The following is a 20,419-nucleotide window of genomic DNA, read 5'->3' on the forward strand; positions in this document are numbered from 1 at the left end:
AGCCCCATGGCCATCAATAAAGCGTTCTCCAATGTCAGCATTCTGGCCGTGTTCCAGATCGCCATCATCGCCCTGCTGGTGATGTCTTGCCTGCGCGTGATCCAACCCTTTCTCGGCGCCCTGACCTGGGCCTCCATCATCGCCATTTCCGCCTGGCCGCTGCATTGCCGGCTGCGGCAAAAACTGGGGGAGCGCCACAAGCTGGCCGCCCTGCTCATCGTGTTGGCGCTGGCGCTGGCGCTGGCCATTCCCATCGGCCTGATGGCGCTGACCTTGGCGGACACCCTGCCCCATCTGTCCGGCCTCACCCATGATCTGACCCAGCTGACCCTGCCCAACGCGCCGGCCTGGCTGGCCAATATCCCGGTGGTGGGCGAAAGCCTGCAAAAGCTGTGGGGCAGCGTGCAGGCCGACTTGCCCGGCTTCTTCGAAAAAATCCGCCCGGCGGTGAACCAGGGCGCGCTGTGGCTGTTGTCCGGCGGCGCCAATCTCAGCCTGAGCCTGCTGGAGATCGTGCTGGCCATCATCGTGTCCGGCCTGCTGTTGATCAACGGCGACCGGCTGTGGGACATGGTGGAGCTGATCGTGATCAAGCTGGGCGGCGCGCCGGCCGGCGAACTGCCGGACGTGATCGCCCGCACCATACGCAGCGTCACCACCGGGGTGGTGGGCACCGCGCTGGCGCAGACCATTCTGTGCGTGATCGGCCTCTTGATCGCCGGCGTGCCCGGCGCGCTGGTGCTGGGCTTCCTTTGCTTCATCGTCGCGGTGGCGCAGATGCCGACGCTGATCGTCTGGCTGCCGGCCGCCGCCTGGGTGTTTTACATCGGCAACACCGGCCTGGGCATCTTTCTGCTGGTCTGGGGCTTTTTGCTGATCAACACCATAGACAACATCCTGAAGCCCTTGCTGATCAGCCAGGGCGCGCAGATGCCGCTGTCGCTGATCTTCCTGGGCGTGATCGGCGGCCTGATCGCCTGGGGGGTGATAGGCCTGTTCATCGGCCCCACCCTGCTGGCGGTGGCCCTGACCATGCTGCGCCACTGGCTGCGCCCGGAATGTCCGGATCCCAAGGCCGGCGAGGCCGAAGCGCGCGGCGAGCGGCAGACCGCGGATTAAGAGATCGATACCGGACGGAGACTTGTTCATGACTTTCGCCACCCTGCTCGCCTTCGCCTTCATCATGTCCGTCGGCATTCTCACCCCGGGGCCGACGGTGTTGCTCGCGCTGAGCAACGGTTCCCGCTTCGGCCTGCGCTACGCGCTGTACGGCATGCTGGGCGCGGTCTTGGCCGACTTGCTGCTGGTGCTGTTGGTGGGTCTGGGTTTCGGCGCGCTGTTGGCGGCGTCCGAAACGCTATTTCAGATCGTCAAATGGCTGGGCGTGGCCTTTCTCGCCTATGTCGGCCTGCAGATGCTACGCGCCAAAGGCGGGCCGGCCTTGATCCGAGACGCCGCGCGCCAGCCTTCGCGCTGGGCCGCCGTCGCCAAGAGTTTTTCCGTGGCCATGGGCAACCCCAAGTATTATTTCTTCATGTCCGCGCTATTGCCTCAGTTCGTCTCGCCGGCCGAAGCCCAGTTGCCCCAGTACCTGGCCTTGGCCGCCGTGATCGTGGCGATAGACGTGCTGGCGATGAGCGGCTACGCGCTGCTGGGCGCGAAGTCTCTGCAACTGTGGCGGGAAAACGGCGTGAAGTGGCTGAACCGCATCAGCGGCGGCGCCTTGTTGGCCTTGGCGGGGTCGATCGCGCTGTACCGCAGGAGCGCTTGAGCGCCCAATGCCATAAACAAGGGCCCCTACGGGCCCTTTTTGTTGGCGCTCAAAACGCCGGACACTCCACTTCCCAATCGTCCTCGCTCAGATGCAGGTGGCAAGCCAGCCGCCAAGGCCGCGCCTCGGTCCAGCATTCGCTGGCGGCCTGGGCAGCGTCTATGGCGCCGGCGCGCAGCAGCACATTGCGTTCCTTGCGGCTGGGCCGCTGCTCCGCCTCCGGCGTCGCCAGCCTCACCTTGCAGGTGCCGCAAGTGCCCTGGCCGCAACGCCAATGCAGGGGCACGTCCGCCAGCCGCGCCAGGTCCAGCAGATTGTCTCCGGGCATGGCCTGCTGCTCGCCGAGCAGCGCGCCCTTGTCATCGACGAAGCGGATGGTGGGCACGGCTTACTGCACCAGCGGCAGATAGGCCAGCATGTCGCCGCGCGCCACCGCCTGGCCCGGCTCCAGCCGCACCAGGCCGTCGGCCCAGGCGCAGGACATCAGCACGCCGGAGCCTTGCTGCGGGTACAGTTCCAGCTGCCAGCGGCCGTCGACGCACACGCGCCGCACGCGGATGAACTCGCTGCGGCGCGCGTCCGGCCGGGTCCAGTCGAAGGCCGCCGGATACGGGCCTTCCGGCGCCAGCGCCGAGACCGGCAGGCCGGCGCGCCGTTCCAGGAAGGCGCGCGCCAGCACCTGGAAGGTGACGAAGCCGGACACCGGATTGCCCGGCAGGCCGATGAAGTCAGCCTGCCCCACCTTGCCGTAAGCCAGCGGCTTGCCCGGCTTGATCGCCAGTTTCCACAGGTCCAGCGAGCCCTCGGCCTCCACCGCGGCCTTGACGTGGTCTTCCTCGCCCACCGACACCCCGCCGCAGGTCATGATCACGTCGGCGGCGTCGGCGGCGTCGCGCAGCGCCTCTCGGGTGGCGCCCAGGGAATCGCGGACGATGCCCAGATCGATCACCTCGCAGCCCAGGCGCATCAGCGCCGGCGTCAGCCAGTAGCGGTTGGAGTTGTAGATCTGGCCGGCGGCCAGCGGCCGGCCCGGCTCCACCAGTTCGTCGCCGGTGAAGAACACCGCCACCCGCAGCGGGCGGCGCACCGTCAGCGTTTCCACGCCGATGGACGCGGCCAGGCCGATGTCGGCCGGGTTCAGCACTTTGCCAGCCGGCAGGATTTCCTGGCCGGCGCGGATGTCCTCGCCGCGACGGCGGATGTTCTGGCCGGCGCTGGCCGGCTGGCTGAAGCTCACCGTGCCGTCGGCGGCGGTTTCCGCCTGTTCCTGCATGATGACGGCGTCGGCGCCGGGCGGAATGGGCGCGCCGGTGAAGATGCGCGCCACGCTGCCGGCGGCCAGCGCCTGCGGCACGCTGCCGGCTGGCACCCGCTGCGACACCGGCATCGCCGCCGCTTGTTCGTCGGCGCGCAAGGCGTAGCCGTCCATCGCGCTATTGTCGTGCGGCGGCACGTCCAGCGTGGCCAGCACAGGCTCGGCCAGCACGCGGCCGGCGGCGGCCAGCAATTCGACTTGTTCGGTGGCGCTCAGCGGCTGGGCGCGCTCCAGCAGCCAGTCACGGGCTTGTTCAAAGCTCAGCATGGGGCAGATCCAATCGTGAAATCAGGAAGGCGGCGACGGCGTCGACGTCGTCGCGGTGAAACCAGGGAAGGTCCAGCGTTTGCGGCAGATCGCCGACCACGGCCAGAACTTGCGGATCGACAGGATGCAAGGCCGGTGCGGCCAGCGCGCTGTTGACCACTTCTATCTTGGGAATGGCTTCGTGCTTGAAGCCTTCGGCCAATACCAGATCGCAAGGGCCCAGCATGGCCAGGTGGGCGGCCAGCGGCAGATCGTTGCTGTCCGCCAGTTCCTCCACCAGCATGCGGCGGCGGGCCGAGGCCAACAGCACTTGCGCGGCGCCGGCCTGGCGATGCCGCCAGCTGTCCTTGCCCGGCGTGTCCCAGTCCACGTCGTGGTGGGTATGTTTGACCACGGCGACGCGCAGGCCGCGGGCGGTCAGACGGGGAATCAGTTTTTCCAGCAAGGTGGTCTTGCCGCTGCCGGAATAGCCGGCGAAACCCAATACATGCATAGCGCCGACGCCCCCATAAAGATTCAGGCGGCCATGATAGCATGGCCGCCTGTAGGCTTGACTCCTACCAAAGAGCTAGCCGCCTAAGCCGCGTGAGCGAGCTTGTTGGCGGGTTCCGGCGTCTCAAAACGTTTCCAGTCCACGATCATCACCTGGGTCAGGCCGCAGTCCACCGCCAGCTGCGCCTCGATCTCCTCCAGCACCTGATGGCAATGGATCACGCCGTTGATCACCACTTCGGCCCGGCGCATCACGCTGTCGTCCGGCGTGACAAACCATATGCAGTAATGGCCCATATTCGCTCCCCCAGGTGGTTTCATCGCGACGGCCGACGCATTGTCCCGCCGTCAACTACAAATATCGTCCCAGTTGCCGCCAAACTTCAAGTTTTCTGTCAAAGGCCAGGGTATGCGCCGGGCTGGAAGAAGGCAAGGCCAGGATGTCCAGCCCCAGACCGTCCAGCTGTCCGGCCGCGCGCGCGGCGGTGGCGCCGTTGAAGGCGACCGCTCGCAGCCGCGGCAGGCTTTGCGCCAGTTCGCGCAGATCGTTGGCCTGCTGATCGCGGATGTCGGCGTCCAGGCTGCCGCGCCGCCGCGCGCTGGCGATCACGTCCCACAAGGCCACGCCGGCCTGTTGCAGCGCGTTCAGGCGTTCGGCGTAGGCCAGCTCGACCAGCGGCCGGCCGGTGATCGCCTGCAGCAGCGGCCAGAATTGATTGCGGGGATGAGCGTAGTACTGGCCGGCCTGCAAGGAGGCGTCGCCGGGCAAGGAGCCCAGCACCAAGACGCGGGCGTCCGGCCGCGCCACCGGCGGGAAACAGGATTTGGCGGCCGCGCCGCTCAAAACAGCTGTCCCTGCTGACGCAGCAGCCAGGCCTTGACCGGGCCGAAGCTTTTGCGATGCGCCGGCAAGGCGCCGTGCTGCTCCAGCGCGGCCAGATGTTCGGCGGTGGGGTAGCCTTTGTGGCGGGCGAAGCCGTATTGCGGATGCAGGGCGTCCAGCGCCACCAGTTCGGCGTCGCGCGCGGTCTTGGCCAGGATGGAGGCGGCGGAGATGGCCGCCACCTTGGCGTCGCCCTTGACGATGGCTTCTCCCGGCACCGGCAGGCCCTTGGGCACGCGGTTGCCGTCGATCAGCGCGCGCGTCGCCTGCGGCTGCAGGCCTTGCACCGCCCGCGTCATCGCCAGCATGGTGGCGTGCAGGATGTTGAGCGTGTCGATTTCCTCGACGCTGGCGCTGGCGATGCACCAGGCCAGCGCGTCGCGCTTGATCAGCGGCGCCAGTTCATCGCGGCGGGCCTCGCTCAGCACTTTGGAATCGGCCAGGCCGGCGATGGGCTTGGCCGGGTCCAGAATCACCGCGGCGGCGAACACCGCGCCGGCCAGCGGACCGCGGCCGGCTTCGTCGACGCCGGCGATCCGCTCCAGATCCAGCCCGCTCATTGCCGCCCCGCCACTTGCAACACCGCGTCCGCGGCCAGCGCGGCGGTGTCCTGGCGCAGCGACTGATGCAGCTCGGTAAAGGTCTGCACCATCTCGCGGCGCGCGTCCTGATCTTCGTACAGCCTTTGCATCTCCGCCGCCAGCTTGGCCGGCGTGGCCTGTTTCTGCAGCAGTTCCGGCACCACGAAGCGGCCGCACAGGATATTGGGCAGGCCGACGTAGGGCAGACGGATCTTGCGTTTGACCAGGCGGTAAGTCAGCGGGGACAGCTTGTAGCTGATCACCATCGGCTTCTTGGTCAACGCCACTTCCAGCGTGGCGGTGCCGCTGGTGACCAGCACCGCGTCGCTGGCGATCATCGCCATCTGCGCGTGGCCGAACAGCTTGCGCAAGGGCAGATCCCAGCCCTTGCAGCGGCTCAACATGCGGTCGAACAGCTCCATGGTGGGGCGGGTGGCCAGCGGCACCAGGAACTGGGCGTCCGGATAGCTTTTCAGCAGCAGCTTGGCGGTTTCGATGTACAGCGGCGCCATGTGCTCCAGTTCGCCGATGCGGCTGCCCGGCATCAGGGTGAACACCGGCGCGCGCTGCGGCAGCCCCAGCTGCTCGCGCATCGCGCCCTGGTCCGGGCGCAGCGGAATCTCGCTGGCCAGCGGGTGGCCGACATAGGTGACCGGCACCCCGGCCTGACGGTATAAGGGCGGCTCCATCGGGAACAGGCACAGCATGTGACTGACGCTGCGGCCTATCTTCTGCACCCGCTCCGGCCGCCAGGCCCAAACCGAGGGGCTGACGTAGTGAACGGTGGGAATGCCGGCGCGCTTGAGCGCGGCCTCCAGGTCCAGATTGAAGTCCGGCGCGTCGATGCCGATGAAAACGTCCGGCTTTTCCGCGATCAGGCGGTCGCGCAGGGTGCGGCGGATGCGCAGCAGTTCCGGCAGGCGCTTGAGCACCTCGGCGTAACCCATCACCGCCAGCCGGCTTTGCGGCGCGTGGCTGACAAAGCCTCTGGCCTCCATCCGCGGGCCGCCGATGCCGGCGAACTCGATGTCGGGATAGCGCGCCAGCAGCGCGTCCATCAGGTGGGCGGCAAGAAGGTCGCCAGAGGCTTCCCCAGCCACCATGGCGACCTTCAGTGCCCGCTTGCTTTTAAACAAAGTGTCGGGCATGGATCTCAGCGAATGATGCCTCTGGCGGACTGGCCAAAGAAGCGGGTGAACGGAGCCAGTTCATCGTGGCCGGCGGCGGCTTCCTCCAGGATGGCGGCCTTGGCGTCCTCAAACGACAGGCCCTGACGGTACAGCGTCTTGTAGGCGCCCCTCACGCGGCGGATCTGCTCGGCGCTGAAGCCGCGGCGCTTCATGCCTTCGGCATTGATGCCGGAGGGCACCGCGCGGTTGCCGTGCGCCATCACGAACGGCGGCACGTCCTGGGCCACGGCGCTGGCGAAGGCGGTCATCGCGTGCTCGCCGATGATGGCGAACTGGTGCACGCTGGTGAAGCCGCCCAGAATCACCCAGTCGCCCAGCTGCACGTGGCCGGCCAGCGTGGCGTTGTTGGCCAGGATCACGTTATTGCCCACCTGGCAGTCATGCGCGACGTGCACATAGGCCATCACCCAGTTGTCGTTGCCGACGCGGGTCACGCCCGCGTCCTGGGCGGTGCCGGTGTTGAAGGTGCAGAATTCGCGAATGGTGTTGTTATCGCCGATTTCCAGACGGGTCGGCTCGCCGGCGTACTTCTTGTCCTGTGGCTGGGCGCCCAGCGAACAGAACTGGAAGATGCGATTGTTCTTGCCGATGGCGGTGTGACCCTCGATCACCACGTGAGGGCCCACCCAGCTGCCGCTGCCGATGCTGACGTTGGGGCCGATAATGGTGTAAGGGCCGATTTCCACGTCGTCGGCGATCTGAGCCTTGGGGTCGACGATGGCGGTTGGATGGATGGCCATGATCACACCTCGCGCTTGGCGCACATGATTTCGGCTTCGCAAGCCAGTTGGCCGTCCACCAGCGCGCGGGCGGAATACTTGCCGATGCCGCGCTTGCTGGTGATCAGTTCCACTTCGAAGGTCAGCTGGTCGCCCGGCACCACTTGGCGCTTGAAGCGGGCGTTGTCGATGCCGACGAAGAAATACAGCTCGTTCTCGGCGCGCTCGCCCTGGCTGCGGATGGCCAGGATGCCGGCGGCCTGGGCCATCGCCTCGATGATCAGCACGCCCGGCATCACCGGGTATTGCTCGAAGTGGCCGACGAAGAACGGCTCGTTGATGGTGACGTTCTTCAGCGCCTTGATGCGCTTGTTTTCCTCGAACTCGGTGACACGGTCCACCAGCAGGAAAGGATAGCGATGCGGCAGATAGCGCATGATCTCGCGGACATCGATGGTGACGGCGTGTTCAGACATTGGGGGATTCCTCCTGATTCTTCATTTCTTTGAGCTCGCGCTCGAGCTGCTTGAGCCGCTTGGCCATATCGTCCAGATGACGGACGTGCACGGCGTTGGCCAGCCACTCTTTCATAGGTTGCAAGGGGTAAGACGAGGCGTAGGTGCCCGGCGTCTTGATCGACTTCGACACCAGGGTGCCGCCGCCGATATGGGTTTTGTCCGTAATCTCGATGTGGCCGACGAACATCGCCGCGCCGCCCACGGTGCAATAAGCGCCGATCTTGGCGCTGCCGGCGATGCCGACACAACCGGCGATGGCGGAATGCTCGCCGATCTGCACGTTATGGGCGATCTGCACCAGATTATCCACCTTGGCGCCCTTGCGGATCACGGTGTCCGCCATCGCGCCGCGGTCCACCGTGGTGTTTGCGCCGATTTCCACATCGTCCTCAATGATGACGCGGCCGGTTTGCGGAATTTTGAACCAGTGGTCCTTATCCCAGGCCAGACCGAAGCCGTCGGCGCCGATCACGCTGCCGGAGTGCACGCCGACGCGGTGGCCCAGCACGCAGCCGTGATAAAGCGTGACGTTGGGATAGAGCACCACATCGTCGCCCAGCACGCAGTCGTCGCCCACCACCACGCCCGGCATCAGCCGGCAGCGCTCGCCGATGACCGCGTTGCGGCCGATGCTGACGTGCTCGCGCACCTCCGCGCTGGCCGCCACCCGCGCGCCCTCGCCCAGCACCGCGCTGGGATGCACGCCGGCGCGGGCCAGCGGCTGCGGGTGGAATAGCGCGGCCAGCCGCGCGAAGTAGAGATAAGGGTCCGCGGCGACGATCCAGGAGCGCTGCTTCCAGACCTCGGTCTGCGCCAGCTCTTCCGCCATCTTGGGCGCGACGATCACCGCGCTGGCGGCGCTGTCGTCCAGCTGCTTGCGATACTTGGGATTGGCCAGAAAGGCGATGTCGCCGGCCGCGGCCGCTTCCAGCGGCGCCAGGCGGCCCACCGTCAGGTCCGAGCCGGCCAGTTCGCCGCCCAGCTGCCCGGTAATGAATGAGAGGGTATAAGCCATCAAAAACGAAAGCCGACCTGGGGTCGGCTTGCTCCCGTAATGTGAGTTGGCGCGCGGCCATGGCCGCGCGCATTCGGAACGGCCCTTGCGCCGCCCCGCCCTGCCTTCAGCGGTCCAGTTCTTTCAGAACCTTGGGCGTCAGGTCGTACTTGGGGTTCACATACACCACGTCTTGCAGGATCAGGTCGTACTGTTCGCGCTCGGCCAGCTGCTTGAGCGCGCGATTGGCCCGCTCCTGCACCGAAGCGAACTCCTCGTTGCGGCGCTGGTTGAAGTCCTCGGACAGCTCGCGGCCCTTGGCCCGGTAATCCCGGTCCAAGGCCGCGTATTCACGCTCGTAGCGCTTGCGGTCGTCGGAGTTCAGGCTGCTCTTGGCCAGTTGGGACTCCAGCTCCTTGGCACGCGCCTCCATCTTCTTCAGCTCGTTGCGCCGCTCGCCAAACTCCTTGTCCAGACGTTTCTGGATGGCGATCGCCGGCGCCGCTTCGCGATAGATGCGCTCGGTGTTGACATAGCCCATTTTGAGATCGGCCGCCTGGGCCGACATGGCGGCCATGGATAAGAGCACGGCCGCCCATTGCAATGCTTTCATATAACAACCCCGTCAATTTTAGAACACGGTACCCAGCTGGAATTGGAAGCGCTGGACTTTGTCGTTGTCCTTCTTCTTCAGCGGATTGGCGATACTGAATTTCATCGGTCCGATCGGAGACAGCCAGGTCAACGCCACGCCTGCGGAGTAGCGCATGCCGTCGCCGGCGGAACTGCCGGCCACCGACGGATCCCACAAGGTGCCGGCGTCGAAGAACAGGCTGGTGCGCACCGACTTATTGTCCTTCATTCCCGGGAAGGGGAACAGCACTTCAGCGTTGGCCACCGCCTTGCGGGTACCGCCCAGGTAGTCGCCGTTGGTGTCGCGCGGGCCGATACTGCTGGTGTCGTAACCGCGCACCGAGCCCAGACCGCCCATGTAGAAGTTCTGGAAGAACGGCAGACGCGAAGTCTTGCCGTAGCCGTCGGCATAGCCCAGCTCGCCGTTCAGCATCAGCGTGAAGGTCTTGGTCAGCGGGAAGAACCAGGTCTGCTGATGGGTCAGGCGGTAGTACTGCAGATCGCCGCCCGGCAGGCCGGCGTCCGCGCCCACCTTGATCACCGCGCCGCGAGTCGGCCACAGCGCGCTGTCGCGGGTGTCGCGGCCCCAGCTGATGGTGCCCAGCAGCGTGTTGTTGCTGGCGCCGTACTGGTTGACGAAGTCCTTGTAACGCTGCGGACTGTTGTTGTAGGTGCTGATCTTGGTGTTTTCCGCGCCGATGCTGAAGTTGATGCGGTCGTACTCGGTCACCGGCACTCCGAAGCGCACCGCGCCGCCGATGGTGCTGGTCTTGTACGCGGAAATATTGGTGGCGTCCGGGTTGTAGACGCGGTTGTACAGGTCGTAGCCCAGGCTGACGCCGTCCGGCGTGAAGTACGGATCGGTGAAGGACAGTGACAGGTTCTTGTTCACCTTGCCGGTGGACAGGCCCAGCGACATATACTTGCCGGAGCCGAAGATATTGCTCTGCGACAGGTTGGCGGACAATTGCACGCCCTCGCCCTGCACGAAGCCGATGCCGGCGGACACGCTGCCCGTGGAGCGCTCCTTCAGGCTGATGTTCATGTCCACCTGGTCGGCGGCGTCCGGCACGGCCGGGGTTTCGATGTTGACGTCCTCGAAATAACCCAGCAGCTCCACGCGCTCCTTGCTGCGCTTGATCTTGTCGGCGCCGTAAGGCGCGCCTTCCAGCTGGCGCAGTTCGCGGCGGATCACTTCATCGCGGGTCTTGGTGTTGCCGGCGATGTTGACGCGGCGCACATAGGTCTTGCGGCCCGGATCCACGAAGAAGGTGAAGGCCACGGTCTGTTTGTCGTGGTCGATGTCGGGCAGCACGTTGACGTTGGCGAAGGCGTAGCCGGCCTGGCCCAGGCGGTCGCTCAGCGACTTGACCGACTCGGTGATTCTTTCATTGTTGAAAGTGTCCCCGGCCTTGGCCTGGATCAGCTTGCGCAGATCGGCTTCCGGCACTTTGAGGTCGCCGGCCAGCTTGATGTCGGAGATGGTGAATTTCTTGCCTTCGTGAATATTCACCGTCAGGAACATATCCTGCTTGTCGGCGCTGATCGACACCTGGGTGGAGTCGATGTTGAATTCCAGATAGCCCTGGTTCTGATAGAAGGCCTTGAGCTTTTCCAGATCGCCGGTCAGTTTCTGCTTGGAGTACTGGTCGTCCTTGGTCACCCAGGACAGCCAGCCGCCGGTGGTCAGGCTGAACTGGTCCACCAGGTCGGACTGCTTGAAGGCGCTGGCGCCGACAATGCGGATTTCCTTGATGCGCGCGGTCACGCCCTCGTTGATGTCCAGCGTCACCGCCACGCGGTTGCGTTCCAGCTTGGTCACCGACGGGGTCACTTCCACCGAGTACTTGCCGCGGCTGTAATACTGGCGCTTGAGTTCCTGCACCGCGCCGTCCAGCAGCGCCTGATCGAAGATCAGCGATTCGGCGAAGCCGTTGTCCTTCAAGGCCTTTTTCAGCTGGTCCTTACTGAACTCCTTGGCGCCGTTGATGTTGAGCTGGCTGACCACCGGGCGCTCGGCCACGGCCACGATCACCACGCTGTCGCGCGATTCGATGCGCACATCGTTGAAGAAGCCGGTGGCGAACAGGGCCTTGATCGCCTCGTTGGCTTTCTGGTCATTGAAGGTGTCGCCCACCTTGACCGGCAGATAGTTGAATACGGTGCCGGGCTCGGTGCGCTGCAAGCCTTCAACGCGAATGTCTTTGATGACAAAAGGATCAGCAGCCCAGGCCATGGAGGCCGAAGTCAGGCCCAGTACGGCTGCTGCAAGCAATTTCAATTTCATAGATCGGTTTTAACCCCCAAATAGGCGGCTGAAATCATTCAGCAAAGCGAACGCCATCAAAGACGCCAGCAAGATGAAGCCAATTTTTTGTCCGAACAATTGCGCCCGCTCACTGACGGGGCGGCCTCTGATCAACTCCGCGACATAATACATTAAGTGCCCGCCATCCAGAACTGGAATCGGCAGCAGATTCAGCACGCCTATGCTGATGCTGATCAGCGCCAGGAACTCCAGATAAGGCGTCAGGCCCTCGCGCGCGGTCTGGCCGGCGACGTTGGCGATGGTCAGCGGGCCGGACAGATTATCCAGCGAGGCCTGGCCCATCAGCATGCGTCCCATGAACTTGACGCTCATCCAGCTGGTGTCCCAGGTCTTGGCCAAGGCGGCCAAACCCGCCTGCGCCGCGGAATAGTGTTCGGTGTACAGCAACTGACGACCCCAGCCGGCGTCCGGCTGCGGCGCGGCGCCGATGCGCCCCACCACTTCGCCGTCCTGCTGGTGCGCCTGCGGCCGCACTTTGATGTTCAGCGTCTCCGCGCCGCGCTGGACTTTCACGTCCAGATCGCGCCCCGGGCTGTTGCGCACCTGCGCCACCCAGCCTTCCCAGCTGTTCAGCGCCTGGCCGTTGAGCGCCAGCAGCTTGTCGCCCGGCTTGAGGCCGGCGCTTTGCGCGGCGCCGCCCTCCTCCAGCGCGCCTATCACCGGCAGGAAACGCCCCGGCGTCAGGCCGGTGTTGCCCTGTTGCATCGCAGTCACCGCCTTGTCGCCGAAGCGGGCGGGGTCGATGCGGCGATCGGCCTTGGCGCCGGCCGCGGTTTCCACCTGCACCACGGTGGCGTCCGGCGACATCGCCGCCTCCACCAGGGCGAGACGAATCTGCTGCCAGTTGGCCACCGGCTGGCCGGCCACGCTCAGGATGCGGTCGCCGGGCGCGAAGCCGGCCGCCGCGGCCGGCGTCTGCGCCACCACCGTGCCAACCAGAGGCTTGACCTGGGTCACGCCCTGGCCCATCACCACCCAGTACAGCAGCACCGCCAGCAAGAGATTGGCCAGCGGGCCGGCGGCGACGATGGCGATGCGCTTCAACACATGCTGATTATTGAAGGCCTGCGGGCGCAGTTCTTCCGTCACCGGGCCTTCGCGCTCGTCCAGCATGCGCACATAGCCGCCCAGCGGAATCGGACAGATCACCCACTCGGTGCCCTTGCGCCAGTAAGTCCACAGCGGCTTGCCGAAGCCGATGGAAAACCGCAGCACCTTAACGCCGCACCAGCGGGCCACCCAGTAGTGGCCCAGTTCGTGGAAGGTCACCAGCACGCCGATGGCCACCAGGAAGGCGAGCAGGGTCAGCATGCGGCCACCCGCTGCAGCGCGAAGGCGCGCGCTTCCTCATCCTTGGCCAGCAAGGCCTCGACCGAGCCGCTGCCGGCCAGGCTGACGCCGTCCAGCGCGGCGGACACCACGGCGGGGATGTCGACGAAACGCAGCCGCCCATGCAGGAAGGCGTCCACCGCCACCTCGTTGGCCGCGTTCAGCACCGCCGGCGCGTCGCCGCCCAGGCGCAGCACGTCGAAAGCCAGCTTCAGACAGGGGAAGCGCTCCGGGTCCGGCGCTTCGAAAGTGAGGTTGGACAGCGAGAAAAAGTCCAGCGAACCCACGCCCGCCTCGATGCGCTCCGGCCAGGCCAGCGCGCAGGCGATGGGCGTGCGCATGTCCGGCGAACCCAGCTGGGCCATCACCGAACCATCGCGATACTGCACCATGGAATGAATCACGCTTTGCGGATGCACCACCACGTCGATGCGCTCCGGCGGCGCGGAGAACAGCCAGTGCGCCTCGATCACCTCCAAGCCCTTGTTCATCAGCGAGGCGGAATCGACGGAAATCTTGCGCCCCATCACCCAATTGGGGTGGCGGCAGGCGTCGTCCGGGGTCACGCGCAGCAAGTCTTCGGCCGAAGACTGACGGAAGGGGCCGCCGGAAGCGGTGAGAATGATTTTGCGGATGCCGGCGGCGTCCAGATTGCCGGCGTAGTCGTGGGGCAGCGATTGAAAGATGGCGCTGTGCTCGCTGTCCACCGGCAGCAGGGTCGCGCCGTGGCGGCGCGCCGCGTCCATGAACAGACGGCCGGCCACCACCAGGGATTCCTTGTTGGCCAGCAAGATGCGCTTGCCGGCGCGCGCCGCCGCCATGGCGGACGGCAGACCGGCGGCGCCGACGATGGCGGCCATCACCACCTCGGCCTCCGGCAAGGCCGCCACCTGGACCAGCGCGGCCGGGCCGTGCAGCACCTCGGCGTTCACCCCCGCCTCGGCCAGCCGGCCGCGCAGAGCGTCGGCGGACGCGGCGTCGCCGGTCACCACGTAGGCAGGCCGGAATTGCAAAGCCTGTTGGAACAGGCGATCCACCTGGCGGTTGCCGGTCAGCGCCACCACCCGGTAACGCTCGGGGTGGCGCGCCACCACGTCCAGCGTATTGACGCCCACGCTGCCGGTGGCGCCGAGAACGACAATCCCTTGCGGTTTCGTCATTTGAGTTTCCTGCGGTTACATGCCGCCCAGAACGCGCAGCGCGTTGCTGACGGCGAGGACGGCGATAAGACTGTCGATGCGGTCGTACACGCCGCCGTGGCCGGGCAGCAAGCGGCTGCTGTCCTTGATGCCCGACGCGCGCTTGAACCAGGATTCCAGCAGATCGCCCATCACGCTGACCGCGGTCAGCGGCAAGGCCAGCAACAGCAGCGCCCACACCGGCAAGCCGGTGTCTATCCAGCCCAGATGGTCCACCAGCGCCACGTACAGCGCCACGCAGATCACGCCGCCGTAGACGCCCTCCCAGCTCTTGCCCGGGCTGATGGACGGCGCCAGCTTGCGCCGGCCGAAAGCCTTGCCGGAAAAGTAGGCGGCGATGTCCGCCACCCACACCAGGCCCATCACCGCCAGCAGGGCGAAGGCGTCCGCCGCGCCAGGCTGCGGCCGCCACTCCAGGAAGGCGAACCAGGCCGGCAGCATCAGCAGCCAGCCCAGCAGCCAGGCCAACGGGCCCGGGGGGATGCGCCAGCGCTTGGCCAGCCAGCACGGCACCAGCAGCAGCCAGAAACCCAGCGTCAGAACGTGCTCAAGCGGGCCCAACCGGTAATGGCCGAACCAGGCGGCCGCGGCCAGGCCGCTGCTCGCCGCCAGATACAGCCATTTGCCGGCGCCGGTCATGCCGGCCATCCGGCTGAACTCCCACATGGCCAAAACGACGATCAGCCAGGAGAAGCCCGCCCAGGCCTCGGCCGGGAACAGAAACAGCGCCGCCAACATCAGGGGCAGCAAGACCAGAGCCGTCAGAACGCGTGTCAGCAGCATGGCTTAACGCCCGTCCCGACGCAGATGCTCGGGCAGTTGCTCGCTGGTGCGTCCGAAGCGGCGCTCGCGGCATTGGTATGAATCAATGGCGGTTTCCAGCGCCGCGCGGTCGAAGTCCGGCCACAGCGTCTCGGTGAAGTAGAGCTCGGAATAAGCCAGCTGCCACAGCAGGAAGTTGCTGATGCGCTGTTCGCCGCCGGTGCGGATGAACAAATCCGGCTCCGGCGCCCACGGCATCGACAGGCGCTGGCTCAGCGCCTCCTCCTCGATATGGGTGGCGCCCTCGGCAATCAGGCCGTTGACCGCGTTGAGGATGTCCCAGCGGCCGCCGTAGTCGGCGGCGATGTTCAAGGCCAGACCGTCGTTGCCGGCGGTCTTTTCCTCGGCGCGCAGGATGCGTTCCTGCAAGTCCGCGCTGAAACGCTCGCGCGAACCCAATACCCGCAAGCGGATATTATTGCTGTGCAGCTTGCTGACCTCGTGCTCGAGCGCGCGGATGAACAGGTCCATCAGAAAGGACACTTCCTCCTGCGGACGCCGCCAATTCTCGGTGGAGAAGGCGAACAGGGTCAGGCATTCGACGCCCAGTTCCTTGCAGGCTCCGACGATCTCGCGCACGGTGTCCAGGCCCCGCTTGTGGCCGGCCACCCGCGGCAGAAAACGCTTTTTGGCCCAGCGGCCGTTGCCATCCATGATGATGGCGATATGCCGAGGCACGGAACGCACCTCCGGCACATCCTTGGTAGAGCTTGCAAACAAGGTACGGCGCTCCTTAGACGGCCATCAGGTCGGCTTCCTTGGCGGCCAGGGCCTTGTCGATTTCGACGGTGTACTTGTCGGTCAGCTTCTGGATCTCATCCTGGCCGCGACGCTCGTCGTCCTCGGTAATGGCCTTGTCTTTAAGCAGGTTCTTGAATTCGTTGTTGGCGTCGCGGCGGATATTGCGCACGGCCACGCGCGCGCCCTCGGCCTCGCCGCGCACCACCTTGATGAGATCCTTGCGGCGCTCTTCGGTCAGCATCGGCATCGGCACGCGGATGATCTCGCCCATGGAGGCCGGGTTCAGGCCCAGGTCGGAGTCGCGGATCGCTTTTTCGATCTTGGCCAGCATCGGCTTTTCCCAGGGTTGCACGCCGATAGTGCGCGCGTCCACCAGGGTGACGTTGGCCACCTGGCTGATGGGCACGTCGCTGCCATAGTAATCCACCATGACATGATCAAGAATGCCGGTATGGGCGCGACCGGTGCGCACCTTGCTCAGGTCGGTCTTGAACGCGTCCAGCGACTTCTGCATTTTCTGCTCGGCCGATTTCTTGATGTCGTTAATCATGTCCACTCCAAATCGAAACTTAAAAAGACAAGGCGAAAACGGCCATTGCCGCTTTCGCCTTCAGCAATTTTCAAACTCAGCAGTGTACCAGCGTGCCTTCGTCTTCGCCAAGCACGACCCGGGTCAGCGCGCCGCTCTTGAAGATGCTGAACACCTTGATGTTCAGGTTCTGGTCGCGGCACAGCGCGAAGGCGGTGGCGTCCATCACTTTCAGGTTGCGCGAGATCGCCTCGTCGAAGGTCAGGGTCTGGTAACGTATCGCGTCCGGGTTCTTTTTCGGATCGTCGGTGTACACGCCGTCCACCTTGGTGGCTTTCAGCATGATGTCCACGTTCATTTCCATGCCGCGCAGCGCCGCGGCGGTGTCCGTGGTGAAGAAGGGGTTGCCGGTGCCGGCGGCGAAGATCACCACCTTGCCCTCTTCCAGGTATTGCATCGCCTTGCCGCGCACATAGGGCTCGGCGATCTGCTGCATGGTCAGCGCCGACTGCACGCGCGCGATCAACCCAGCCTTGGTCATCGCGTCCTTCAACGCCAGCGCGTTCATCACCGTGGCCATCATGCCCATGTAGTCCGCGGTGGCGCGATCCATGCCCGCGGCCGCCGGCGCGACGCCGCGGAAGATGTTGCCGCCGCCGATCACCACGCCCACTTCCACGCCAAGCTCCACGACTTCCTTGATCTGACCAACGATCTGCTCGATCGTGGCACGGTTGATGCCATAGCTGTCATCGCCCATCAGGGCCTCGCCTGAAAGTTTCAGCAGGATGCGTTTATAGGCAGGAACTTGGCTCATGGTAACCTCGGTTTGGCTGGATATTCGGTTTTCAGTTTGCAAAACGGCACCCTGCAGGCAGGGTGCCGTCAATACGTCTCGCGACTGGGCGCTTACAGCTTGGCGGCTGCAGCCACTTCAGCGGCGTAGTCTACTACTTTCTTCTCAATGCCTTCGCCCACTACGAACATGGCGAACGCCTTGACCGAGGCTTTCTTCTCGGCCAACAGTTTTTCCACGGTCTGGTCCGGGTTCTTGACGAAGGGCTGGCCCATCAGGGTCACTTCGGCCAGGAACTTGTTGACGCGGCCTTCAACCATCTTGGCGACGATGTCGGCCGGCTTGCCGGATTCGGCGGCCTGAGCGGTGTAGATCTTGCGCTCTTGCTCCAGGATGTCGGCGGAAACCTGATCCTTGGACACGCAGATCGGCTTGGAAGCGGCGATGTGCATGGCCACGTCCTTGCCCACTTGCTCTTCGCCGGCGAAGTCGACGATCACGCCGATCTTGGCGCCGTGCAGATAGGTGGCGATCGCGCCTTCGGTCTGGTAGCGAACGAAACGACGGATGGTCATGTTCTCGCCCAGCTTGGCGATGGCGGCCTTGCGGATGTCTTCAACGGACTGGCCGTCGATTTCCACGGCGGACAGCGCTTCCACGTCGGCCGGGTTGGCTACGACCACAGCCTTGGCGGCGGCGGCGGCCAGGGCCAGGAAGGTCGGGTCCTTGGCAACGAAGTCGGTTTCACAGTTGACTTCCACCAGGGCGCCAACGCCGCCTTCAACGAAGGAACCGATGATGCCTTCGGCAGCCACGCGGCCAGCCATCTTGGAAGCCTTGTTGCCGGACTTGATGCGCAGAATTTCTTCAGCCTTGGCGGCGTCGCCTTCGGCTTCCACCAGGGCTTTTTTGCATTCCATCATGCCGAGGCCGGTGGCCGCGCGCAGATCCGAAACCATTTTTGCGGTAATGTCCGCCATACTTCGTACTCCTGAATGATTTTGATTACGTGGGTCTAAAAAAAGGGGCTTACGCCCCTTTTCGTCTGCTTACTCGGCTTGAGCCGATTCAGCAGCCACGATCTCGTGCAGAGACTGGGCGCGGCCTTCCAGCACCGCGTCGGCCATGCCGCGAGCGTACAGGCGGATGGCGCGGCTGGAGTCGTCGTTGCCCGGGATCACGTAATCGATGCCGTCCGGGGTGTTGTTGGTGTCAACAACGCCGATAACCGGGATACCCAGTTTCTTGGCTTCGACGATGGTGCCCTTCTGGTAACCAGTGTCGATAACGAAGATGGCGTCCGGCAGGCCCTTCATATCCTTGATGCCGCCCAGCGAACGCTCCAGCTTGTCGACTTCGCGTTGCAGGTCCAGCAGTTCTTTCTTGTTGTAACCGGTATCGCCAGCGGATTCCAGGATGGCGCGCTTCTCTTCAAGACGCTTGATCGACTGCTTCACGGTCTTGTAGTTGGTCAGCATGCCGCCCAGCCAGCGGTGGTCAACAAACGGCATGCCGCAACGGGCAGCTTCTTCACGTACGATCTCACGAGCCTGACGCTTGGTGCCCACGAACATGATGGAACCTTTGTTGGCGGCCAGACGACGCACATAGTCCTGGGCTTCTACGAACAGCGGCAGAGTCTTTTCCAGGTTGATGATGTGAATCTTGTTGCGGCTGCCGAAGATGTACTTGGCCATCTTCGGGTTCCAGAAGCGGGTTTGGTGGCCGAAGTGAACGCCGGCCTCAAGCATTTGACGCATGGTAACGTTGGTGGACATGCAAAAACTCCTTAAAGGGTTAAGCCTCCATCCGCGCAGACAACCTCGAAGCGAGGCACCCTTTGGCGCGGATGTGCGTAATAGATGATTTTCCCCCGCCAGGATGGCAAGGGACGCGGGATTCTAACACCGGACGGCGGAGCGCTCAAGCCTCCTCGCGCGCCTCGCGGGCTTTTTCCCGCTGACGGCGCAGCTTGCGCCGCGTCATCCGCGCCACAAAGAAGGTGGGCAGCACGCCCAGAAAGAACACGGTGGACAGCGAAGCCAGCACGCTGTGCTGCGCCACCGCCAGCATCAGCACCACATAGAGCCAGCCCAGCAACACGATCAGCAACATATTTAAACAATCGTTTGAATTTTCCGGCAAAGCCGACAACAATGACAGCGCCGGGTCAAACCCGCTGCGCCCGCCAACCCCAGACCGACAGACATTGTAAAGCGAGCCCCGCCCCATGCAAACCGCCATCACCCGCCTGCTCGGCATCCAGCGCCCGCTGATCTGCCCCGGCATGAGCTATATCGCCACCCCGGAACTGGTGGCCGCCGTCGGCAACGCCGGCGGCCTGGGCATACTCGCCACCGGCCCGCTGACGCCGGAGCTGACGCGACAAGCGATACGCCGCGTGCGCGAGCTGAGCGACGCCCCCTTCGGCGTCGGCTGCACGCTGATGATGCCCGGCGCCAAGGAAAACGCCATGGTCGCGCTGGAAGAACGCGTGCCGGTAATCAATTTTTCCCTGGGCAAGGGGGATTGGCTGATTGAACGCGCCCACGCCTACGGCGGCAAGGTCATCGCCACCGTGGTGACGGAGAAGCACGCGCGCTCGGCGCAGGCGTCCGGCGCCGACGCCCTGCTGGTCACCGGCCACGAGGCCGCCGCCCATGGCGGCGCCGTCACCTCGCTGACGCTGATTCCGGCCATCCGCAAGGCCAGCGAGCTGCCCATCATCGCCGCAGGCGGCTTTGCCGACGGCCGGGGCCTGATCGCCGCGCTGGCGCTGGGCGCCGACGCCGTGGCCATGGGCACGCGACTGGCGATGAGCCGGGAAAGCCCGGTGCACCAGCACACCAAGGAGATGATCCGTCAGCGCGGCGTGGCCGACACCTTGTATTCCAAGAATTTCGACGGCCTGTGGTGCCGGGTGATGGACACCCCGGCCGCCCGCCAGGCCACGCGCAAGCCGCTAAGCTTACTCGCCGCCGCCTGGCGCGCCAGCGCCGCCGCGCGCAAGCTGGACATGCCCATCGCCAAAGTGGTGCTGGGCGGCCTGCTGAGCCAGCCGCAAGCGCTGCGCCAGCTGGCGCAATTCGGCGCCGCCACCGAGTCCATCCGCCTGGCGATAGAGGACGGCGACCTCGACAAGGGCGTGCAGCTGATCGGCCAGGCCCAGGGCCTGATCGACGACGCGCCCAGCGTGGCCGAGCTGTTCGAACGCATACTGACCGAGGCGGACGCCTGCCGGCGACGGCTGAACGCCTTAAGCGACTAAGACCTCGCTCACCTCATGAAGCGCCGCACGGCGAGCACACACT

General features: G+C 65.1%; 24 protein-coding genes. 3 read left to right on the forward strand and 21 right to left on the reverse strand.

The window, feature by feature from the left end; all coding sequences use genetic code 11:
• Nucleotides 1-6 precede the first annotated feature (6 nt).
• Together ACODSD_RS15460 and ACODSD_RS15465 are read left to right on the forward strand one after the other, a co-directional pair.
• The gene (locus ACODSD_RS15460; protein ID WP_235089204.1) at nucleotides 7-1,119 is read left to right on the forward strand and encodes an AI-2E family transporter; all 1,113 of its coding nucleotides are present in this window, start codon (nucleotides 7-9) and stop codon (nucleotides 1,117-1,119) included.
• A 28-nt stretch (nucleotides 1,120-1,147) separates the two neighbouring features.
• On the forward strand, nucleotides 1,148-1,771 hold the full coding sequence (locus ACODSD_RS15465; protein WP_107799102.1) for a LysE family translocator: 624 nt from the start codon (nucleotides 1,148-1,150) through the stop codon (nucleotides 1,769-1,771).
• Nucleotides 1,772-1,820: 49 nt separating this feature from the next.
• On the opposite strand, the gene ACODSD_RS15470 is transcribed toward ACODSD_RS15465, so the two are convergent.
• The 21 genes from ACODSD_RS15470 to ACODSD_RS15570 form a co-directional block, all read right to left on the reverse strand.
• Nucleotides 1,821-2,156, reverse strand: a complete 336-nt coding sequence (locus ACODSD_RS15470) for a 2Fe-2S iron-sulfur cluster-binding protein (RefSeq protein WP_107799103.1) — start codon at nucleotides 2,154-2,156, stop codon at nucleotides 1,821-1,823.
• A 3-nt stretch (nucleotides 2,157-2,159) separates the two neighbouring features.
• Nucleotides 2,160-3,353, reverse strand: coding sequence for a molybdopterin molybdotransferase MoeA (locus ACODSD_RS15475; RefSeq protein WP_488877732.1), 1,194 nt, complete (start codon nucleotides 3,351-3,353; stop codon nucleotides 2,160-2,162).
• The gene (gene mobB / locus ACODSD_RS15480) at nucleotides 3,340-3,846 is read right to left on the reverse strand and encodes a molybdopterin-guanine dinucleotide biosynthesis protein B (protein WP_227103859.1); all 507 of its coding nucleotides are present in this window, start codon (nucleotides 3,844-3,846) and stop codon (nucleotides 3,340-3,342) included. The genes ACODSD_RS15475 and mobB overlap by 14 nt, the downstream gene beginning before the upstream one ends.
• Before the next feature lie 83 nt (nucleotides 3,847-3,929).
• Entirely contained in the window at nucleotides 3,930-4,142 is a 213-nt protein-coding gene (locus ACODSD_RS15485; protein ID WP_166453119.1) for a hypothetical protein, read from the reverse strand.
• A gap of 55 nt (nucleotides 4,143-4,197) precedes the next feature.
• Nucleotides 4,198-4,689, reverse strand: coding sequence for a DNA-deoxyinosine glycosylase (locus ACODSD_RS15490; RefSeq protein ID WP_227103861.1), 492 nt, complete (start codon nucleotides 4,687-4,689; stop codon nucleotides 4,198-4,200).
• Nucleotides 4,686-5,288: a ribonuclease HII gene (rnhB, locus tag ACODSD_RS15495; RefSeq protein WP_107799107.1), complete on the reverse strand. Its 603-nt coding sequence runs from the start codon at nucleotides 5,286-5,288 to the stop codon at nucleotides 4,686-4,688. Before rnhB ends, ACODSD_RS15490 begins: the two co-directional genes overlap by 4 nt.
• A complete protein-coding gene (lpxB, locus tag ACODSD_RS15500) occupies nucleotides 5,285-6,457 on the reverse strand; it encodes a lipid-A-disaccharide synthase (RefSeq protein WP_107799108.1) in 1,173 nt (390 codons plus the stop codon). The genes rnhB and lpxB overlap by 4 nt, the downstream gene beginning before the upstream one ends.
• A 5-nt stretch (nucleotides 6,458-6,462) precedes the next feature.
• The gene (gene lpxA, locus ACODSD_RS15505; protein WP_253315391.1) at nucleotides 6,463-7,239 is read right to left on the reverse strand and encodes an acyl-ACP--UDP-N-acetylglucosamine O-acyltransferase; all 777 of its coding nucleotides are present in this window, start codon (nucleotides 7,237-7,239) and stop codon (nucleotides 6,463-6,465) included.
• Nucleotides 7,240-7,241: 2 nt separating this feature from the next.
• Nucleotides 7,242-7,694: a 3-hydroxyacyl-ACP dehydratase FabZ gene (fabZ, locus tag ACODSD_RS15510; protein ID WP_019100286.1), complete on the reverse strand. Its 453-nt coding sequence runs from the start codon at nucleotides 7,692-7,694 to the stop codon at nucleotides 7,242-7,244.
• Entirely contained in the window at nucleotides 7,687-8,751 is a 1,065-nt protein-coding gene (gene lpxD, locus ACODSD_RS15515; protein WP_488877733.1) for a UDP-3-O-(3-hydroxymyristoyl)glucosamine N-acyltransferase, read from the reverse strand. Before lpxD ends, fabZ begins: the two co-directional genes overlap by 8 nt.
• A gap of 106 nt (nucleotides 8,752-8,857) precedes the next feature.
• Complete coding sequence (locus ACODSD_RS15520) at nucleotides 8,858-9,343, reverse strand: OmpH/Skp family outer membrane protein (protein WP_488877734.1); 486 nt, start codon at nucleotides 9,341-9,343, stop codon at nucleotides 8,858-8,860.
• An 18-nt stretch (nucleotides 9,344-9,361) separates the two neighbouring features.
• On the reverse strand, nucleotides 9,362-11,650 hold the full coding sequence (gene bamA, locus ACODSD_RS15525) for an outer membrane protein assembly factor BamA (protein ID WP_488877735.1): 2,289 nt from the start codon (nucleotides 11,648-11,650) through the stop codon (nucleotides 9,362-9,364).
• Between the two features lie 9 nt (nucleotides 11,651-11,659).
• Nucleotides 11,660-13,003, reverse strand: a complete 1,344-nt coding sequence (gene rseP / locus ACODSD_RS15530; protein WP_107799112.1) for an RIP metalloprotease RseP — start codon at nucleotides 13,001-13,003, stop codon at nucleotides 11,660-11,662.
• Nucleotides 12,997-14,181, reverse strand: coding sequence for a 1-deoxy-D-xylulose-5-phosphate reductoisomerase (ispC, locus tag ACODSD_RS15535; RefSeq protein ID WP_488877736.1), 1,185 nt, complete (start codon nucleotides 14,179-14,181; stop codon nucleotides 12,997-12,999). The genes rseP and ispC overlap by 7 nt, the downstream gene beginning before the upstream one ends.
• 15 nt (nucleotides 14,182-14,196) lie before the next feature.
• Nucleotides 14,197-15,003, reverse strand: a complete 807-nt coding sequence (locus ACODSD_RS15540) for a phosphatidate cytidylyltransferase (protein WP_107799114.1) — start codon at nucleotides 15,001-15,003, stop codon at nucleotides 14,197-14,199.
• A 3-nt stretch (nucleotides 15,004-15,006) separates the two neighbouring features.
• Nucleotides 15,007-15,696: a polyprenyl diphosphate synthase gene (uppS, locus tag ACODSD_RS15545; protein ID WP_233246784.1), complete on the reverse strand. Its 690-nt coding sequence runs from the start codon at nucleotides 15,694-15,696 to the stop codon at nucleotides 15,007-15,009.
• A 79-nt stretch (nucleotides 15,697-15,775) separates the two neighbouring features.
• On the reverse strand, nucleotides 15,776-16,333 hold the full coding sequence (gene frr, locus ACODSD_RS15550) for a ribosome recycling factor (RefSeq protein WP_107799116.1): 558 nt from the start codon (nucleotides 16,331-16,333) through the stop codon (nucleotides 15,776-15,778).
• A gap of 76 nt (nucleotides 16,334-16,409) precedes the next feature.
• The gene (gene pyrH / locus ACODSD_RS15555) at nucleotides 16,410-17,129 is read right to left on the reverse strand and encodes a UMP kinase (RefSeq protein WP_048412252.1); all 720 of its coding nucleotides are present in this window, start codon (nucleotides 17,127-17,129) and stop codon (nucleotides 16,410-16,412) included.
• Between the two features lie 92 nt (nucleotides 17,130-17,221).
• Nucleotides 17,222-18,088: a translation elongation factor Ts gene (gene tsf / locus ACODSD_RS15560; RefSeq protein WP_107799117.1), complete on the reverse strand. Its 867-nt coding sequence runs from the start codon at nucleotides 18,086-18,088 to the stop codon at nucleotides 17,222-17,224.
• A 69-nt stretch (nucleotides 18,089-18,157) separates the two neighbouring features.
• Entirely contained in the window at nucleotides 18,158-18,886 is a 729-nt protein-coding gene (rpsB, locus tag ACODSD_RS15565; protein ID WP_107799118.1) for a 30S ribosomal protein S2, read from the reverse strand.
• A 145-nt stretch (nucleotides 18,887-19,031) separates the two neighbouring features.
• The gene (locus ACODSD_RS15570) at nucleotides 19,032-19,223 is read right to left on the reverse strand and encodes a hypothetical protein (protein ID WP_107799119.1); all 192 of its coding nucleotides are present in this window, start codon (nucleotides 19,221-19,223) and stop codon (nucleotides 19,032-19,034) included.
• A 115-nt stretch (nucleotides 19,224-19,338) separates the two neighbouring features.
• Here ACODSD_RS15570 and ACODSD_RS15575 point away from each other — a divergent pair, with 115 nt between their 5' ends.
• Nucleotides 19,339-20,376 (forward strand): NAD(P)H-dependent flavin oxidoreductase, encoded by a 1,038-nt coding sequence (locus ACODSD_RS15575; protein WP_488877737.1) that lies wholly within the window; start codon nucleotides 19,339-19,341, stop codon nucleotides 20,374-20,376.
• The last annotated feature ends 43 nt before the right edge of the window (nucleotides 20,377-20,419 follow it).

The organism is Chromobacterium sp. FG22 (assembly GCF_057809415.1).

Coding starts and splice junctions, on each gene's coding strand:
- ACODSD_RS15460 (WP_235089204.1), top strand. CDS start 7: ATGGCCATCAATAAAGCGTTCTCCAATGTCAGCATTCTGGCCGTGTTC.
- ACODSD_RS15465 (WP_107799102.1), top strand. CDS start 1,148: ATGACTTTCGCCACCCTGCTCGCCTTCGCCTTCATCATGTCCGTCGGC.
- ACODSD_RS15475 (WP_488877732.1), bottom strand. CDS start 3,353: ATGCTGAGCTTTGAACAAGCCCGTGACTGGCTGCTGGAGCGCGCCCAG.
- mobB (WP_227103859.1), bottom strand. CDS start 3,846: ATGCATGTATTGGGTTTCGCCGGCTATTCCGGCAGCGGCAAGACCACC.
- ACODSD_RS15485 (WP_166453119.1), bottom strand. CDS start 4,142: ATGGGCCATTACTGCATATGGTTTGTCACGCCGGACGACAGCGTGATG.
- rnhB (WP_107799107.1), bottom strand. CDS start 5,288: ATGAGCGGGCTGGATCTGGAGCGGATCGCCGGCGTCGACGAAGCCGGC.
- lpxB (WP_107799108.1), bottom strand. CDS start 6,457: ATGCCCGACACTTTGTTTAAAAGCAAGCGGGCACTGAAGGTCGCCATG.
- lpxA (WP_253315391.1), bottom strand. CDS start 7,239: ATGGCCATCCATCCAACCGCCATCGTCGACCCCAAGGCTCAGATCGCC.
- fabZ (WP_019100286.1), bottom strand. CDS start 7,694: ATGTCTGAACACGCCGTCACCATCGATGTCCGCGAGATCATGCGCTAT.
- lpxD (WP_488877733.1), bottom strand. CDS start 8,751: ATGGCTTATACCCTCTCATTCATTACCGGGCAGCTGGGCGGCGAACTG.
- ACODSD_RS15520 (WP_488877734.1), bottom strand. CDS start 9,343: ATGAAAGCATTGCAATGGGCGGCCGTGCTCTTATCCATGGCCGCCATG.
- bamA (WP_488877735.1), bottom strand. CDS start 11,650: ATGAAATTGAAATTGCTTGCAGCAGCCGTACTGGGCCTGACTTCGGCC.
- rseP (WP_107799112.1), bottom strand. CDS start 13,003: ATGCTGACCCTGCTCGCCTTCCTGGTGGCCATCGGCGTGCTGGTGACC.
- ispC (WP_488877736.1), bottom strand. CDS start 14,181: ATGACGAAACCGCAAGGGATTGTCGTTCTCGGCGCCACCGGCAGCGTG.
- ACODSD_RS15540 (WP_107799114.1), bottom strand. CDS start 15,003: ATGCTGCTGACACGCGTTCTGACGGCTCTGGTCTTGCTGCCCCTGATG.
- uppS (WP_233246784.1), bottom strand. CDS start 15,696: ATGGATGGCAACGGCCGCTGGGCCAAAAAGCGTTTTCTGCCGCGGGTG.
- frr (WP_107799116.1), bottom strand. CDS start 16,333: ATGATTAACGACATCAAGAAATCGGCCGAGCAGAAAATGCAGAAGTCG.
- pyrH (WP_048412252.1), bottom strand. CDS start 17,129: ATGAGCCAAGTTCCTGCCTATAAACGCATCCTGCTGAAACTTTCAGGC.
- tsf (WP_107799117.1), bottom strand. CDS start 18,088: ATGGCGGACATTACCGCAAAAATGGTTTCGGATCTGCGCGCGGCCACC.
- rpsB (WP_107799118.1), bottom strand. CDS start 18,886: ATGTCCACCAACGTTACCATGCGTCAAATGCTTGAGGCCGGCGTTCAC.
- ACODSD_RS15570 (WP_107799119.1), bottom strand. CDS start 19,223: ATGTTGCTGATCGTGTTGCTGGGCTGGCTCTATGTGGTGCTGATGCTG.
- ACODSD_RS15575 (WP_488877737.1), top strand. CDS start 19,339: ATGCAAACCGCCATCACCCGCCTGCTCGGCATCCAGCGCCCGCTGATC.